This is a genomic window from Streptomyces sp. NBC_01171, from assembly GCF_045039805.1.
Taxonomy (GTDB): Bacteria; Actinomycetota; Actinomycetes; order Streptomycetales; family Streptomycetaceae; genus Streptomyces.
The window spans coordinates 5,326,667-5,343,620 of record NZ_CP108609.1 but is presented as its reverse complement, the minus strand read 5'-3'; the positions used below and the strand labels follow the sequence as shown (position 1 = coordinate 5,343,620).

Genomic DNA, 16,954 nt, shown 5'->3' with positions numbered 1-16,954 from the left:
CGGTTCCCGGAAAGGGAACCGGCCTGCGGTGGACCGACCAGCATACGTCGCCCGCGCGCAATGCGCCTGTCGTGTGCGCGTGTCCCGTGGTCGGACCTGGTCAGCACGGTCAGCGGGCGTTGAAGTACTTCGCCTCGGGGTGGTGGATGACGATGGCGTCGGTGGACTGTTCGGGGTGGAGCTGGAACTCCTCGGAGAGGTGGACGCCGATCCGCTCGGGCTGGAGCAGATCCGCGATCTTGGCGCGGTCCTCCAGGTTGGGGCAGGCGCCGTAGCCGAGGGAGAAGCGGGCGCCCCGGTACTTCAGGGCGAACATGTCCTCGATGTCGGCGGGGTCCTCCCCGGCGAAGCCGAGTTCGGCGCGGACGCGGGCGTGCCAGTACTCGGCCAGCGCCTCGGCCAACTGGACGGAGAGGCCGTGCAGTTCGAGGTAGTCGCGGTAGGCGTTGGCCTCGAAGAGCTTGGCGGTCTCCTCGCCGATGCGGGAGCCGACGGTGACGACCTGGAGGCCGACCACGTCCCGCTCGCCGGACTCCTCCGGGCGGAAGTAGTCCGCGAGACAGAGCCGGCGGCCCCGGCGCTGGCGGGGGAAGGTGAAGCGGGTGCGCTCGTTGCCGTCCTCGTCCAGGATGATCAGGTCGTCGTCCTTGGAGACGCAAGGGAAGTACCCGTGGACGACGGCGGCCTCCAGCAGGTTCTCCGTCTGGAGCCGGTCGAGCAGGCCGCGCAGCCGGGGGCGGCCCTCGGTCTCGGCGAGTTCCTCGTAGCTGGGGCCGTCGCCGGTGCGGGCCTGCTTCAGCCCCCACTGGCCCTTGAAGAGGGCGCCCTCGTCCAGCCAGGACGCGTACTCCTTGAGCTGGATGCCCTTGACGACGCGGGTGCCCCAGAACGGCGGCTTGGGCACCGGGTTGTCGGTCCGCACGTCGGAGCGGACGTGGCCCTCCTCCGGCTTCTCCTCGGGGAGGTCCGCCGCGGGGGTGGCGCGGACCCGGCGCTGCTTCAGCTCGGGGAGCCGGGCGCCGGGCAGACCGCGCTTGACGCCGATGAGGGCGTCCATCAGGCGCAGGCCCTCGAAGGCGTCGCGGGCGTAGCGGACCTCGCCCTCGTAGATCTCGTGGAGGTCCTGCTCGACGTAGGCGCGGGTGAGGGCGGCGCCGCCCAGGATCACCGGATAGTCGGCGGCCAGGCCGCGCTGGTTCAGCTCCTCCAGGTTCTCCTTCATGATCACCGTGGACTTGACCAGCAGGCCGGACATGCCGATGACGTCGGCGCGGTGCTCCTCGGCGGCGTCCAGGATCGCGGAGACGGGCTGCTTGATGCCGAGGTTGACGACGTTGTAGCCGTTGTTGGACAGGATGATGTCCACGAGGTTCTTGCCGATGTCGTGGACGTCGCCGCGCACGGTGGCCAGCACGATCGTGCCCTTGCCCTCGGCGTCCGACTTCTCCATGTGCGGTTCCAGGTGCGCCACGGCCGTCTTCATGACCTCGGCGGACTGGAGCACGAAGGGGAGCTGCATCTGGCCGGAGCCGAAGAGTTCACCGACGGTCTTCATGCCGTCGAGCAGGGTGTCGTTGACGATGTCGAGGGCGGGGCGGTCTTCGAGCGCCTCGTCCAGGTCGGCTTCGAGACCGTTGCGCTCGCCGTCGACGATGCGCCGCTTGAGGCGCTCGTCCAGGGGCAGCGCGGCCAGTTCCTCGGCCTTGCCGGCGCGCAGGGACTTGGCGGTGGCGCCCTCGAAGAGCGCCATCAGCTTCTGCAGCGGGTCGTAGCCCTCGGCGCGGCGGTCGTGGATGAGGTCGAGGGCGGTCTGCACCTCTTCCTCGCTGAAGCGGGCGATGGGCAGGATCTTGGAGGCGTGCACGATGGCCGAGTCCAGGCCCGCCTTGACGCATTCGTCGAGGAAGACGGAGTTCAGCAGGATGCGGGCGGCCGGGTTGAGGCCGAAGGAGATGTTGGAGAGGCCCAGGGTGGTCTGGACGTCGGGGTGGCGCCGCTTGAGTTCGCGGATGGCGTCGATGGTGGCGATGCCGTCCTTGCGGGACTCCTCCTGACCGGTGCAGATGGTGAAGGTCAGGGTGTCGATGAGGATGTCCTCCTCGCGGATGCCCCAGTTCCCGGTGAGGTCGTCGATGAGCCGTTCGGCGATCTCGACCTTCTTCTCGGGGGTGCGGGCCTGGCCCTCCTCGTCGATGGTGAGCGCGATCAGGGCGGCGCCGTGCTCGCGGGCGAGCCGGGTGACCTTGGCGAAGCGGGAGTCGGGGCCGTCGCCGTCCTCGTAGTTCACCGAGTTGATCACCGCGCGGCCGCCGAGCTTCTCCAGGCCGGCCTGGATGACGTCGACCTCGGTGGAGTCGAGCACGATGGGCAGGGTGGAGGCGGTGGCGAAGCGGCCGGCGAGTTCGGCCATGTCGGTGACGCCGTCGCGGCCGACGTAGTCCACGCACAGGTCGAGCATGTGCGCGCCCTCGCGGATCTGCTCGCGGGCCAGCTCCACGCAGTCGTCCCAGCGGGCCTCCAGCATGGCCTCGCGGAACTTCTTCGACCCGTTGGCGTTGGTGCGCTCGCCGATGGCGAGGTAGGAGGTGTCCTGGCGGAACGGCACGGACTGGTACAGCGAGGCGGCGCCCGCCTCGGGACGCGGCTGCCGCTCGGCCGGGGTGAGGTCCCGGACCCGCTCGACGACCTGGCGCAGGTGCTCGGGGGTGGTGCCGCAGCAGCCGCCGACCAGGGAGAGGCCGTACTCGTGGACGAAGGTCTCCTGGGCGTCGGCCAGCTCGGGGGCGGTGAGCGGGTAGTGCGCGCCGTCCTTGCCGAGGACGGGGAGGCCGGCGTTGGGCATGCAGGCCAGCGGGATGCGGGCGTTGCGGGCGAGGTGGCGCAGGTGCTCGCTCATCTCGGCGGGGCCGGTGGCGCAGTTCAGGCCGATCATGTCGATGCCGAGGGGTTCCAGCGCGGTGAGCGCGGCGCCGATCTCGGAGCCGAGCAGCATGGTGCCGGTGGTCTCCACGGTCACGGAGACGATGACGGGCAGGTCGATGCCGAGGGCGTCCAGGCCGCGCCGGGCGCCGAGGACGGCGGCCTTGGTCTGGAGGAGGTCCTGGGTGGTCTCGATCAGCAGGGCGTCGGCGCCGCCGGTGACCAGTCCCTCGGCGTTCTGCTGATAGGCGTCGCGCAGGGTGGTGTACGGGGCGTGGCCGAGGGTGGGCAGCTTGGTGCCTGGGCCCATGGAGCCGAGCACCCAGCGGGGGCGGCCGTCGCGGGCGGTGAACTCGTCGGCGACCTCGCGGGCGACGCGGGCGCCGGACTCGGAGAGTTCGTGGACGCGCTCGGGGATGTCGTACTCGCCGAGGGCGGAGTGGTTGGCGCCGAAGGTGTTGGTCTCGACGCAGTCGACGCCGACCGCGAAGTACGCCTCGTGCACGGAGCGCACGATGTCGGGCCGGGTGAGGTTGAGGATCTCGTTGCAGCCCTCGAGCTGCTGGAAGTCGTCGAGCGTGGGTTCCTGAGCCTGGAGCATGGTGCCCATGGCTCCGTCGGCGACCACCACACGGGTGGCGAGTGCCTGACGGAGCGCGGACGCACGGGTCCGGCTGTCGGCGGAAGGGGACGTCGGCGACGAGGCCATGAAGGGGCTCCCTTGGATGCGACGGCTGTCGGCTATGCGCCCGCTCCGGCCGGGGCCGGGCGTGGGGCACGGCGCCAGAGTAACCGCCAGTGGGCTTGGATGGGCACAGGCGTCCACGACACGGACGCGGATGGCGGAGTCCGGCCGGTCGGGTGCCGTGGCCGGAAACCGACGGGTGTCCCGGCACGGCCCTGCTCATTGGCGGGAGATCGGCATGGACCGGTAATGTTCGGCATTGCCGAACGCGTGTGGGATGGCTCGGCGGTGGCCGATGCGGACGGAGGCAGGACGGCGATGGCACGGAACATCCAGTCGCTCGAACGGGCGGCCGCGATGCTGCGCCTGCTCGCGGGCGGCGAGCGGCGGCTCGGCCTCTCCGACATCGCCTCGTCGCTGGGCCTGGCCAAGGGCACCGCGCACGGCATCCTGCGCACCCTCCAGCACGAGGGCTTCGTGGAGCAGGACGAGGCGTCGGGCCGCTACCAACTGGGCGCGGAGCTGCTGCGTCTTGGCACCACCTACCTGGACGTGCACGAGCTGCGGGCGCGGGCCCTGGTGTGGACCGACGACCTGGCCCGCTCCAGCGGGGAGAGCGTGTACCTGGGCGTGCTGCACCAGCAGGGCGTGCTGATCGTGCACCACGTCTTCCGCCCGGACGACAGCCGTCAGGTGCTGGAGATCGGGGCGATGCAGCCCCTGCACTCCACGGCGCTGGGCAAGGTGCTCTCCGCCTACGACCCGGTGGCCCACAGCGAGGCGCTGGACTCCTCCCGCAAGGCGTTCACCGACCGTACGGTGTGCGCGCCGGAGGAGTTCGAGCACGTCCTGGACCTCACCCGGGCGCGCGGGTACGCGGCCGACCTGGAGGAGACCTGGGAGGGCGTGGCGTCGATCGCCGCGCCGATCCACGACCGGCGCCGGATGCCGGTGGGCGCCGTGGGGATCGCCGGCGCGGTGGAGCGGCTGTGCCGGGACGGCGAGCCGCGTCCGGAGCTGGTCGCGGCGGTGCGGGACTGCGCCCGCGCGGTCTCCCGCGACCTGGGTGCCGCCCGCTTCTGAGCGCGGCCTTCCGAGCACGGCCTTCCCGCGGGGGGCCGGTCTGCTGTGCCCCCGTCCGTAACGATCCTGCGTTCTGTGCTTTTTTTCGCCCCCGGAACTCTTGACGCGTGCGCGCGCCGAAAGCGAGACTCCCGTCCATCGGTCGGCATTGTCGAACACCTATCGGTATTACGCGTTAGGGTGGGGCAGCGCCAAGGACCGGGTTTCCCTGGACCAATGACAAAGGAGTCGCGGGTGTCCAGCTCCGACATCTTCATCGGCGAGACCATAGGTACCGCCGTACTCATCCTGCTCGGCGGTGGTGTGTGTGCCGCCGTGACACTGAAGGCGTCCAAGGCGCGCGGCGCCGGATGGCTGGCCATCGCCTTCGGGTGGGGCTTCGCCGTTCTGACGGCCGTCTACACCTCGGCGCCCCTCTCCGGCGCGCATCTCAATCCGGCCGTCACCCTCGCGCTGGCGATCAAGGACCACGACTACGGCACGCTGCCCGCCTACTGGGGCGGCCAGTTGCTGGGCGCGATGATCGGCGCGACGCTGGTCTGGGTGGCCTACATGGGCCAGTTCCGCGCCCACCTGACCGACCAGGAGATCGTCGGCGGGCCCGGCGCGCAGGACACGGCCAAGGCGGTCGAGGCCGAGGAGGCGGCCGCGGGCCCGGTACTGGGCATCTTCTCCACCGGTCCGGAGATCCGGAACGCGGTGCAGAACCTTCTGACGGAGATCATCGGCACGATCGTGCTGGTGCTGGCGGTCCTCACGCAGGGCCTGAACAACGAGGGCAACGGTCTGGGCCCGGTGGGCGCGCTGATCACGGCCCTGGTGGTCGTCTCGATCGGTCTGTCGCTCGGCGGTCCGACGGGGTACGCGATCAACCCGGCGCGTGACCTGGGGCCGCGCATCGTGCACGCGCTGCTGCCGCTGCCCAACAAGGGCGGTTCGGACTGGAGCTACGCATGGGTGCCGGTCGTCGGTCCACTGATCGGCGGCGCGATCGCTGCGGGCATCTACAACGTCGCTTTTGCTTGATGAGTAACGATTTGCGCCAAAAGCACCGATCATTCGAGTAAGCGCCGTACACACCGCAGGCACCGCACCCTCACCTCGGATCTCCCAGGAGCACACAGTGACCGACGCCCACACCGCAGGCCCCTTCATCGCGGCGATCGACCAGGGCACGACCTCCTCGCGCTGCATCGTCTTCGACCGGGACGGCCGCATCGTCTCCGTCGACCAGAAGGAGCACGAGCAGATCTTCCCCAAGCCGGGCTGGGTCGAACACGACGCGAACGAGATCTGGACGAACGTCCAGGAGGTCGTCGCCTCCGCCATCGCCAAGGCGAACATCACGCGGGACGACATCAAGGCCATCGGCATCACCAACCAGCGCGAGACGACCGTGCTGTGGGACAAGAACACCGGCGAGCCGGTCCACAACGCCATCGTCTGGCAGGACACCCGCACCGACGCGCTCTGCCGCGAGCTGGGCCGCAACGTCGGCCAGGACCGGTTCCGCCGCGAGACCGGCCTGCCGCTGGCGTCCTACTTCGCCGGGCCCAAGGCCCGGTGGCTGCTGGACAACGTGGAGGGCCTGCGGGAGCGCGCCGAGGCCGGGGACATCCTCTTCGGCACCATGGACAGTTGGGTCATCTGGAACCTGACCGGCGGTGTCAACGGCGGCAAGCACGTCACGGACGTCACCAACGCCTCGCGCACCATGCTGATGAACCTGCACACCATGCAGTGGGACAAGAAGATCTGCGAGTCCATCGGGGTCCCCGAGCAGATGCTCCCCGAGATCCGCTCCTCCGCCGAGGTCTACGGCGACATCACCGGCGGCAGCCTCGGCGACCTGCTCGGCGGCATCCCCGTCGCCTCCGCGCTCGGCGACCAGCAGGCGGCCCTGTTCGGCCAGACCTGCTTCTCCGAGGGCGAGACCAAGTCGACCTACGGCACCGGCACCTTCATGGTGATGAACACCGGCGAGAAGATCATCAACTCCTACGCCGGCCTGCTCACCACCGTGGGCTACAAGATCGGCGACAAGCCGACGGTGTACGCCCTGGAGGGCTCCATCGCCGTCACCGGCTCGCTGGTGCAGTGGATGCGCGACCAGATGGGCCTCATCTCCACCGCCGCCGAGATCGAGACCCTCGCGCTCTCGGTCGAGGACAACGGCGGCGCCTACTTCGTACCGGCCTTCTCCGGCCTGTTCGCCCCGCACTGGCGTTCCGACGCGCGCGGTGTGATCGCCGGCCTGACCCGGTACGTCACCAAGGCGCACCTCGCGCGCGCCGTCCTGGAGGCCACCGCCTGGCAGACGCGGGAGATCGCGGACGCCATGACGAAGGACTCCGGGGTCGAGCTGACCACGCTCAAGGTGGACGGCGGCATGACCGCGAACAACCTGCTGATGCAGCAGCTCGCGGACGTGCTCGACGCCCCCGTGGTACGCCCGATGGTCGCCGAGACCACCTGTCTCGGTGCCGCCTACGCCGCCGGTCTCGCCGTCGGCTTCTGGTCCAGCACCGACGAGCTGCGCGCCAACTGGCGCCGGGCCGCCGAGTGGACCCCCCGCATGGACGCGGAGACCCGCGACCGTGAGTACAAGAGCTGGCTCAAGGCCGTCGAGCGGACCATGGGCTGGCTCGAGGACGAGAGCTGACCCGCCAGGTCCGGCTCCGACGAGGAGTTAAGTACCCGACATGACCAGTCCCACCACCCTGCAGTCCGTACCTGCCCTGGGCACGCACCCGGCCTCCGGCTCCTACCCGAGCCGCGCCGAGACCAGGGAACAGCTCGCGCGGGCGTCGTACGACCTCCTTGTGATCGGCGGCGGCATCCTGGGCATCTCCACCGCCTGGCACGCCGCGCAGTCCGGGCTCAGGGTGGCGCTGGTCGACGCCGGCGACTTCGCCGGAGCCACCTCCTCCGCCTCCTCCAAGCTGCTCCACGGCGGGCTCCGCTACCTCCAGACCGGCGCGGTGAAGCTGGTGGCGGAGAACCACTTCGAACGGCGCGCGGTCTCCCGCCAGGTGGCCCCCCACCTGGCGAACCCGCTCACCTTCTACCTCCCGGTGTACAAGGGCGGCCCGCACAGCGCGGCCAAGCTCGGCGCGGGCGTCTTCGCCTACTCCGCGCTCTCCGCGTTCGGCGACGGCGTGGGGCACCTGCTCTCGCCGGCGAAGGCCGCGCAGGACGTGCCCGAGCTGCGCACCGACAACCTGAAGGCCGTGGCCGTGTACGGCGACGACCAGATGAACGACGCCCGCATGGCGCTGATGACGGTCCGCGCGGCCGTCGACGCGGGCGCGGTCGTGCTGAACCACGCCGAGGTCACCGGGCTGCGCACCACGCGCGGCCGGGTCACCGGCGCCGAGCTGAAGGACCGGCTCACCGGTGAGGAGTTCGGCGTCAACGCCCGCCTGGTGCTGAACGCCACCGGTCCCTGGGTGGACCACCTGCGCCGGATGGAGGACCCGCACGCGGCCCCCTCGATCCGCCTGTCCAAGGGCGCGCACCTGGTCCTGAAGCGCACCGCCCCCTGGAAGGCGGCGCTGGCCACCCCGATCGACAAGTACCGCATCACGTTCGCCCTGCCCTGGGAGGACATGCTGCTGCTCGGCACCACCGACGAGGTGTACGAGGGCGACCCGGCGGACGTGTCCGTCACCGAGTCGGACATATCCCAGATCCTGGACGAGGCCGCGTTCTCCGTCCGGGACCAGCAGCTCCAGCGGGACCTCATCACCTACTCCTTCGCCGGACTGCGGGTGCTGCCGGGCGGTCCCGGTGACACCGCGAAGGCCAAGCGGGAGACCGTGGTCACCGAGGGTCCTGGCGGGATGCTCTCGGTGGCGGGCGGCAAGTGGACCACGTTCCGGCACATCGGCCGGACCGTGCTGAAGAAGCTGGAGGAGCTGCCGGGCCGACCGCTCGGTGACGACTTCGAGCCGGTGTCGGAGCTGCCCAAGCGGCTGCCGCTGCCCGGTGTCGCCAACCCGCGCGCGGTCGAGCACCGGCTGCTGGTGGACCGTCCGGCGCCCGGTCCGCGCATGGGCGCCGACACCGCCCGCCACCTGGCCACGCACTACGGCTCGCTGGCCTTCGACATCGCCCGCCTGGCCAACGAGCACCCGGAGCTGGCCGAGCGGGTCCACCCCGAGGCCCCGGAGATCTGGGCGCAGGTCGTCTGGGCCCGCGACCACGAGTGGGCCGAGACCCCGGACGACGTGCTGCGCCGCCGCACCACGCTCACCATCCGCGGCCTGGCCACGGACGAGGTGCGCGCGCGGGTGCGGGAGGTACTCGACAAGAAGCAGTGACAACAAGCGGTCACCGGCGCTTCTCAGGGGCGGTTCCGTGCCGACGGAACCGCCCCCACGCGCGTCCGCGCCCCCGAACACTTCCGTGCGCCCCCTCAAACGTGTTTCGACATGTGCGTGTAACACCCGGTCTGCGGCTAAAACGGATCTTTCCGGCAACAGCGGAACCGGCGGCAGCGGAGCGGGGCGAGGCCCAGGTGCGGGGAGCGGTCATATGCGAGGCGGATGGCACACGGCGCGGGCGCGGCGGCGCCTCGGCCTCGGCGCGTGCGGTGCCGCGCTCGCCGCACTCGCGGCGGTCCTGCGGTTCTGGTGGCTGGACGCGGCGGTCGCGGGCGTCCTGATCTCGGCGATCGGCGCGTTCGTGTCGGTGGTGGCCCTGGTGGCGGACATCCTGCGCGGCGACGCCGACCCGCCGCTGCGGTCGGCGGCCGAGGACCGCCGGCGGGCGGCGGACGCGCTGGCCGAGGCGGTCCGGGACCAGTGGGCGGCGGAGGCCCGGTTCCGGCGGCTGCGGGACCCGATGCCGATCGAGGTGCGCTGGGCCCCGGCCGACCGGCGGCTCGCGGACCATCCGGAGAACGTCCGCCGCGTCCAGCCGCTGCCCGCCCCGCGCGACGCGGCGGTGGAGCACGTCCCCGACGACTTTCCGGTACCGCCCGGCCGCCGGATCGTGGTCCTGGGCGGTCCCGGGTCCGGCAAGAGCGTGCTGGCGCTGCGGTTCGTCCTCGGCCGGCTCGCCGTCCGGCCTCCGGGCGGACCGGTGCCGGTGATCGTGCCGCTGGCCGGCTGGGACCCGTGGCGCACGCCGTTGCGCGACTGGCTCGCCGAACGGCTGGCCGCCGACTATCCCCCGCTGGCCGCCCCCGACGGGCAGCGCACGCTCGCCCGCGCCCTGCTGGACTCGGGGCTGGTCATGCCGGTGCTGGACGGCTTCGACGAGCTGGCCCGCCCCGGCCGGGCGGAGGCCGTACGGCGGGTCAACGCCGAGCTGGACGACGACCTGCCGCTGCTGCTGACCAGCCGCGAGGAGGCGTGGGCGACGGCGGTGGCCGAGGGTGACGTGCTCACCGCCGCCGAGGTGGTCGAGCTGCTCCCGCTGGACCTGGAGCAGGCGGCCGCCCACCTGGAGCGCACCGCCAGGCCGCTGCCGACGGCGGACGGTGAGCGGGCCACGGTGTGGACGCCCGTCCTGCGGGAGCTGCGCGAGCGGCCCGGGTCGGCCCCGGCGCGGGCGCTCACCACTCCCCTGATGGTCTCGCTGGCCCGCGCGGTCTACGGCGACACCTCCGGCGACCCCTCGGAGCTGCTGGACACCAAGCGTTTCCCCACGGTGGCCTCGGTCGAGGAGCATCTGCTCGGGGCGTTCGTACCGGCCGCGTTCGCCGGTTCCGGGCCGGGGACCGCCTGCGCCGCCGAGCGCAGGCTCACCGTGCTGGCGCGGGCGTTGCAGCACCGCGACACCGGGCGGCTCGCCTGGTGGGAGCTGGAGTCGATGCTGCCGGCCGGCTTGCGGGTGTACACGCCGGGGCTGCTGGCGCTGGCGGTGCAGGCCCTGCTGGTGCTGCCGGTGATGGTGGCGCGGGTGGTGAGCGGGGTGGCCGGGACGGCGGACGTCGTCTCGGTGAGCGCCACGCTGTTCGGGCAGACCCTCGGGTTCGCCTTCGGCGCCACCTGTCTGCTGCCGCGTGAGGGGGGCCTGCCGAGCAGACGGTTCGTCCTGCGGCAGACGTTGCTGACCGCGCTGGTGAGCGGGCTGCTGTGGGCGGCGTTCGCCTGCACCGACGACCTCCGGTTCGGCTTCCGCTACGGCACGCTGACCGACGGCTGGATGCCGGACCTGCTCGGCGGGTGCCTGTTCTCGCTGCTGTTCACCCTGTTCTTCGGCATCGCGGGACTCCCCCGGCGCCCGGCCCCGCTGAGCCTGCCCTGGAGCGGGGCGGCGGGCCGGGCGGCGGCGCGGGTGCTGGGCGCGACCGTGCTGGTGGGCGGGGCCGTCTCGGCGGGGTCGGTGCTGCTGGACTCCTCGCGCGATCCGTGGACCGCGCTGATCGGCACCACCTGCATGGCGGCGGGTACGGCGCTGCTGGTGAGCGGCACCCACCGGCAGGACGGCCCGCATCCGGGCCGCGCGGGCCGGGTCGGCCAGCGCTTCGCGGCCGGCGCCGTACGCGGCACCGCGGCGGCCCTGCTGATCGGGATCACCGCCTGCACGGCCGCCGGGCTGGCCGCGGTCGGGGTGACGGTGCTGAAGTCGCCCGGCGTGGAGGACCTGGCGGGCCGGCGGATCGACGGCTGGCGGTTCGCCGTGCGGGACGGGGTGCGTACGGCGGTCACCACGCGCCCGCTGCGCGGCAGGATGCTGATCCCCGGTGACGGCGCCCGCCCCATCGCCTACCCCGGCGACGCGGAGCCGCCCGACTGCACGATCCCGCTGCTGAAGGACCGTACGTGCCGCCCCTTCACCTCCTGGCGGACGGCGTTCGAGTCGCGGGAGGGGGTCGTGGTGGTACGGCTGGCGCTCACCGGGGGCGCGACCGAGGCGTACCCGGCGAATCTGCGGTCCGTGCTGCCCGCGCCCGCCCGTGGCTGGCTCACCCAGGGTCCCGCGACCGGACTGCTGGTGCGCTGTCTGCCGCCGTTCGTGGCGAGCGGGGTGCTGATCGGGCTGGTGGGCGGCTGTGTGTGCGGGGTCTACCGGGCGCTGAGCGTGCCGTCGGACAGCATGCGGGCGACCGGTCCCGCTTCGTCGCTGCGTACGGACCGGACGGCGTCGTTCACGCGGGCCGGGGTGGTGGCGCTGCTGGTGGCGCTGGTGTGTGTGCCGGTGATGGTGCTGCCCGGCGACTGGGGCGGCCTGGCGCATGTCGGGACCCGGCTGTGGCTGCCGCTGGGGGCTGCGGCGCTGGCGCTGAGTGCCTGGGGGCGGTTCGCGGTGGCGCGGGTGTGGCTGGCGGTGACCGGCCGGCTGCCGTGGCGGCTGATGGCGTTCCTGGAGGACGCGCACCGGCGGGGTGTGCTGCGCAGGTCGGGCGCGTGCTTCGAGTTCCGGCACCTGCGGCTCCAGTCCCACCTGGCGGGCGGCGGGGCGCCGGAAGTGCGGGGCCAGGCCGGTCCGGTGGACGGCGCCTGGGAGCAGGCTCCGCTGCGGGGTGTTCCGGGCCGGGGTTCGGGGCAGTGATCCGTTCAGCCCCTTGCGAGGGGGCTGCGGAGGCTCCCGTCGGACGCCGTAAGGTTGGGTGGTCAGGCGAGAGCACGTCGGAAGGAGGCACTGGGTGATCGAGCTGGAGGATGTTCCCGAGCTGATCGACCCAGTCATGGTGGCCGCGTTCGAGGGCTGGAACGATGCCGGTGACGCCGCCTCGACGGCGGTCGCGCATCTGGAACGCGAGTGGAAGGGCGAGGTGTTCGCGGCGCTGGACGCCGAGGACTACTACGACTTCCAGGTGAACCGCCCCACGGTCTTCATGGAAGGCGGCGTACGCAAGATCACCTGGCCGACGACCCGGCTGTCGGTGGTCCGCGTCGGCGGGGACAAGCCCCGTGACCTGGTGCTGGTGCGCGGCATCGAGCCGTCGATGCGCTGGCGCTCGTTCTGCAACGAACTGCTGGGCTTCGCCCATGAGCTGGGCGTGGAGCTGGTGGTGATCCTGGGCGCGCTGCTCGGCGACACCCCGCACACGCGCCCCGTCCCGGTCAGCGGGGTCACCTCGGACGGTGACCTGGCGCGCCGGATGAACCTGGAGGAGACCAAGTACGAGGGCCCGACGGGCATCGTCGGGGTGCTCCAGGAGGCGTGCACGCACGCCGGGGTGCCCGCGGTGTCGCTGTGGGCGGCGGTGCCGCACTACGTCTCCCAGCCGCCCAACCCCAAGGCCACGCTGGCGCTGCTGAACCGGCTGGAGGACCTGCTGGACCTGCGCATACCGCAGGGCGAGCTGCCCGAGGACGCGCGTGCCTGGCAGACGGGCGTGGACCAGCTGGCGTCCGAGGACAGCGAGGTCGCGGAGTACGTGCAGACGCTGGAGGAGGCCCGCGACACCGCCGAGCTGCCCGAGGCGTCCGGCGAGGCCATCGCGCGCGAGTTCGAGCGGTATCTGCGGCGCCGGGACGTCGGCGGGCCCGGCGGCCACGCCACGGCGGACGGCTCGGAGAGCGGGCCCTACCGCCGGGACGCGCCGAGCGGCCGCACCCGCCCGCCCAAGCCCCCGAAGCCGGAGGCGCCGGGCGCGTCCGAGAGCGACGAGACGGACGGTTCGGAGGACTGAGCGAGCCTGCGAACGCAGAAGTGGGGCGGTACCCGGCCGGGTACCGCCCCACTTTCGTGTGTCAGCTCAGAGAGCCACGCCGAGCAGCGCGTCCACGGTGCGGCTGACCAGGCCGGGGGCACCGATGTCGGTGCCGCCCTCCGCCTCCTGACGGGCCGCCCAGCGGTCCACGGCCGCGAGCGCGGCGGGTGCGTCCAGGTCGTTCGCCAGGGCCTCGCGGACCTCGTCCACCAGCGCGTCGGCCGACGGGCCGTCCGGGCGGGAGACGGCGGCGCGCCAGCGGCCGAGGCGGTCCACGGCGTCCTGGAGCACCTGGTCGGTCCACTCCCAGTCGGAGCGGTAGTGGTGGGAGTGCAGGGCGAGCCGGATGGCGGCCGGGTCCACGCCGTCGCGGCGCAGCGCGGAGACGAAGACGAGGTTGCCCTTCGACTTGGACATCTTCTCGCCGTCCAGGCCGACCATGCCGGCGTGCACGTACGCCTTGGCCATGGGGAACTCGCCGGTGAGCACCTGGGCGTGGGAGGCGCCCATCTCGTGGTGCGGGAAGGCGAGGTCGGAGCCGCCGCCCTGCACGTCGAAGCCCATGCCGAGGTGGTCCAGGGCGATGGCGACGCACTCGATGTGCCAGCCGGGGCGGCCCCGGCCGAGCGTGCCGCCGTCCCAGCTCGGCTCGCCCTCGCGGGCCGCGAGCCACAGCATCGGGTCGAGCGGGTTCTTCTTGCCGGGACGGTCCGGGTCGCCGCCGCGCTCGGCCGACAGCAGCCGCATGGCGGCCGCGTCCAGGTTCGAGACCTGGCCGAAGTGCGGGTCGGAGTCGACGGAGAAGTAGACGTCGCCGTCGAGGTCGTAGGCCGCGCCGAGTTCCCGGAGCCGCTCCACGAGCGGGACGATGCCGGGTATGGCCTCGACGGCGCCTATGTAGTGCTGGGGCGGGAGCATCCTGAGGGCGGTCATGTCCTCGCGGAACAGGGTGGTCTCCTGCACGGCGAGGTCGGCCCAGTCGACGCCGTCGCGGGTCGCGCGCTCCAGCAGCGGGTCGTCGACGTCGGTGACGTTCTGGACGTAGTGGACCTGCCGCTTGGTGTCGAGCCACACGCGCTGCACGAGGTCGAACGCGTTGTAGGTCGCCGCGTGACCCATGTGGGTCGCGTCGTACGGCGTGATGCCGCAGACGTAGATCCGGGCGACGGGACCGGGGTCGAGGGTGACCGGACCGTCGGTCGCGGTGTCGTGAATCCTCAGGTCGCGGCCCTGACCAGGCAGGGCGGGGACCTCGGAAGCGGGCCAGGCATGCATGTACATGAGCGTAACCGGCCATGAGCTGGGGCTACGAACCGGATCGCGCCCAAGGCGGCCGGATGGCCGGATGGGCACTCTTGCGCGGGGCGCGCGGCTGTGCCCGCCGGGGTCAGACGGGGGGCCAGGGGATGGCGGGCCAGTCGCCGGTGGGCTCGGGGTGGCGGCCGGTGGCCAGGAGGCTGTCGACGCGGGCGCGGGTGGCGTCGATCTCGGCCGGGGTGAGCAGCGGGGCCAGCTTCGCGGCCAGGGTTCCGCCCTCGGCGAGGGTGTCGCGCAGGGTGGCGAGGACCGAGAGGGCGTCCTCGGTGAGGGGTTCGCCGGCCCAGCCCCACAGCAGGGTGCGCAGCTTGTTCTCGGCGTTGAAGGAGACGCCGTGGTCGATGCCGTAGAGGTGCCCGGCGACGGTGGGCAGGAGGTGGCCGCCCTTGCGGTCGGCGTTGTTGATCACGGCGTCCAGGACGGCGAGGCGGCGCAGCCGGTCGTCGTCGGCGTGCACGAGCAGCGCGGTGCGGCCCTCGCCGACCTCGGCGAGACCGATGGCCTTCCAGCCGGGCCCGGCCTCCTCGCCCTCGGCCAGCGCGAGGAGTTCGGCGTCGGTGCTCACCTCGATCCAGAGCTGGCACATGCCCTCGCCGTACGGCCCGTCGCGCAGCACGGTCGGCGGGATCAGGCCCCAGCCGGTGGCCTCGGACACCTCGTAGGCGGCGACCTCGCGGCCGGCCAGGGTGCCGTCGGGGAAGTCCCACAGGGGGCGCTCCCCGGCGACCGGCTTGTACACGCAGGTGGCCTCGCGGCCGTCGAGGGCGACGGTGCAGAACAGGGCGGCGTTGGAGGCGTCCCGGATGCGGCCGCGTACGGTCAGCTCGCCGAGGGCGAGCAGTTCGGCGGCGTCCGCGTCGGTTCCCGTGTCCGCGGCGCTCACGCTCCCCGGCGGTATCCGTTCTGGCGCGGACATACGTGTCCTTCCGGGTCGAGCGGGAGGCTGCACAGCGGGCACGGCGGCCGCCCGGCGTTGACGACGTCCAGGGCGCGCTTGGCGAAGGCCCTGGCCTGCGCGCCGGTCAGCCGGACCCGCAGCATCGGGGGCCCGTTCTCCTCGTCCTGGAGGAGGCGTTCCTCGGCCTCGGCGAGGTCCTCGGCGGTCTCGGCGTCCAGTTCCACCAGGGCCTGGGCCTCGACGACCATCCGCTGTTCCTCGCCGTCCCAGGCCAGGGCCATGGTGCCGACGCGGAACTCCTCCTCGACGGGGGTGTCCAGCGGGCCGGAGTCGGCGATCTCGGCGGGGGCGACGGCGGGCACCGCGGCGTTGCCGCCGCTGCGCCGCACGACCTCGTCGAGGAGTTCGTCCATCCGTTCGGCGAGTGCGGCGACCTGGGCCTTCTCCAGGGCCACGCTGGTCACCCGCGGGCCCGCGGTGGCCTGGAGGAAGAACGTACGGCGTCCGGGCAGCCCGACCGTGCCGGCCACGAAGCGGTCCGGCGGGTCGTAGAGGAACACCTGACGGGACACGTCCTGTCTCCATTGGGTTCGGGATCGTTCGAGCGGTTCAAGCGGTCGGTACGGGCGTGCGGGCACACCGTGCGGCCGACCGCCTCACCCTACTGCGGGCGGCGATCACGGTGCGCCCGCACCGCCCCCGACCGGTGCGTCGTCGTCCGGGGGCGTCTCGCGGGGGGCCAGCGAGGCGAGGTCGCCGGTCTCGCCGAGCTTGACGAGATAGGGCCGCAGCCGCGTGTAGCGGATCGCGGTGACGGAGCAGGGCTCCACCGAGACGCGCTGGAACAGGTCGAGGTGGAGTCCGAGGGCGTCGGCGACGATCGACTTGATGATGTCGCCGTGGGAGCACATCAGGTACACGGCATCGGGGCCGTGCTCGCTCTCCACGCGCGCGTTCCAGTCGCGTACGGCCGCGACGGCGCGGGTCTGCATCTCACGCATGGACTCGCCGCCGGGGAAGGCGGCGGCGGACGGGTGCGTCTGGACGACCTCCATGAGGGGTTCGTCCTTCAGCTCGGCGAGTTTGCGGCCCGACCAGTCACCGTAGTGGCACTCCCCGATCCGGTCGTCGGTGCGGGGGGTGAGGTCGGGCCGGGCGTCCAGCAGCGGCCGCATGGTCTCCTGGCAGCGCTGGAGGGGGCTGACGACGATCTCGGCGAGGGGCAGGCCGTCGAGGCGGCCCGGCAGGGCGGCGGCCTGCTCGGCGCCGCGTTCGTCGAGGGCGACGCCGGGGGTCCAGCCGGCGAGCAGCCCCGCGGTGTTGGCGGTGGAACGGCCGTGCCTAACGAGGATCAGGGTGGGCATGCGGCCCAGCGTAGACCGGCGCCGCCGGGTGGTGATCCGGGGCGCACAATCATGGGGCCCCGAGTGCGTTCGGGGCA

General features: G+C 72.5%; 11 protein-coding genes. 6 read left to right on the top strand and 5 right to left on the bottom strand.

The genetic code is table 11. The features are described from left to right. Window positions 1–109: 109 nt before the first annotated feature. Window positions 110–3,628, bottom strand: a complete 3,519-nt coding sequence (gene metH / locus OG448_RS24600; RefSeq protein ID WP_405556923.1) for a methionine synthase — start codon at window positions 3,626–3,628, stop codon at window positions 110–112. A 294-nt stretch (window positions 3,629–3,922) separates the two neighbouring features. Here metH and OG448_RS24595 point away from each other — a divergent pair, with 294 nt between their 5' ends. The 6 genes from OG448_RS24595 (at window position 3,923) to OG448_RS24570 (ending at window position 13,277) form a co-directional block, all read left to right on the top strand. Beyond that, the gene (locus OG448_RS24595) at window positions 3,923–4,687 is read left to right on the top strand and encodes an IclR family transcriptional regulator (protein ID WP_030812673.1); all 765 of its coding nucleotides are present in this window, start codon (window positions 3,923–3,925) and stop codon (window positions 4,685–4,687) included. A 234-nt stretch (window positions 4,688–4,921) separates the two neighbouring features. Continuing rightward, window positions 4,922–5,713, top strand: a complete 792-nt coding sequence (locus OG448_RS24590) for an MIP/aquaporin family protein (protein ID WP_405556921.1) — start codon at window positions 4,922–4,924, stop codon at window positions 5,711–5,713. 97 nt (window positions 5,714–5,810) lie between these two features. Next, on the top strand, window positions 5,811–7,349 hold the full coding sequence (gene glpK / locus OG448_RS24585) for a glycerol kinase GlpK (protein WP_405556919.1): 1,539 nt from the start codon (window positions 5,811–5,813) through the stop codon (window positions 7,347–7,349). A 40-nt stretch (window positions 7,350–7,389) separates the two neighbouring features. After that, a complete protein-coding gene (locus OG448_RS24580) occupies window positions 7,390–9,009 on the top strand; it encodes an FAD-dependent oxidoreductase (protein WP_405556918.1) in 1,620 nt (539 codons plus the stop codon). Window positions 9,010–9,223: 214 nt separating this feature from the next. Next, window positions 9,224–12,190, top strand: coding sequence for a hypothetical protein (locus OG448_RS24575; RefSeq protein ID WP_405556917.1), 2,967 nt, complete (start codon window positions 9,224–9,226; stop codon window positions 12,188–12,190). A 94-nt stretch (window positions 12,191–12,284) separates the two neighbouring features. After that, window positions 12,285–13,277 carry a PAC2 family protein gene (locus OG448_RS24570; RefSeq protein ID WP_405556916.1) on the top strand — a complete coding sequence of 331 codons (993 nt, stop codon included), beginning with the start codon at window positions 12,285–12,287 and terminating at the stop codon, window positions 13,275–13,277. A 66-nt stretch (window positions 13,278–13,343) separates the two neighbouring features. Here the strand turns inward: OG448_RS24570 and mshC are convergent, their stop codons facing one another. From mshC to OG448_RS24550, 4 genes are all read right to left on the bottom strand, one after another. Beyond that, the gene (gene mshC / locus OG448_RS24565; protein ID WP_391299775.1) at window positions 13,344–14,573 is read right to left on the bottom strand and encodes a cysteine--1-D-myo-inosityl 2-amino-2-deoxy-alpha-D-glucopyranoside ligase; all 1,230 of its coding nucleotides are present in this window, start codon (window positions 14,571–14,573) and stop codon (window positions 13,344–13,346) included. Between the two features lie 112 nt (window positions 14,574–14,685). Then, window positions 14,686–15,531, bottom strand: coding sequence for an SCO1664 family protein (locus OG448_RS24560; protein ID WP_405556914.1), 846 nt, complete (start codon window positions 15,529–15,531; stop codon window positions 14,686–14,688). Further along, window positions 15,495–16,085, bottom strand: a complete 591-nt coding sequence (locus OG448_RS24555) for a DUF3090 domain-containing protein (RefSeq protein WP_399572398.1) — start codon at window positions 16,083–16,085, stop codon at window positions 15,495–15,497. The genes OG448_RS24560 and OG448_RS24555 overlap by 37 nt, the downstream gene beginning before the upstream one ends. 105 nt (window positions 16,086–16,190) lie before the next feature. Next, window positions 16,191–16,877: a histidine phosphatase family protein gene (locus OG448_RS24550; protein WP_405556913.1), complete on the bottom strand. Its 687-nt coding sequence runs from the start codon at window positions 16,875–16,877 to the stop codon at window positions 16,191–16,193. Between the last annotated feature and the right edge of the window lie 77 nt (window positions 16,878–16,954).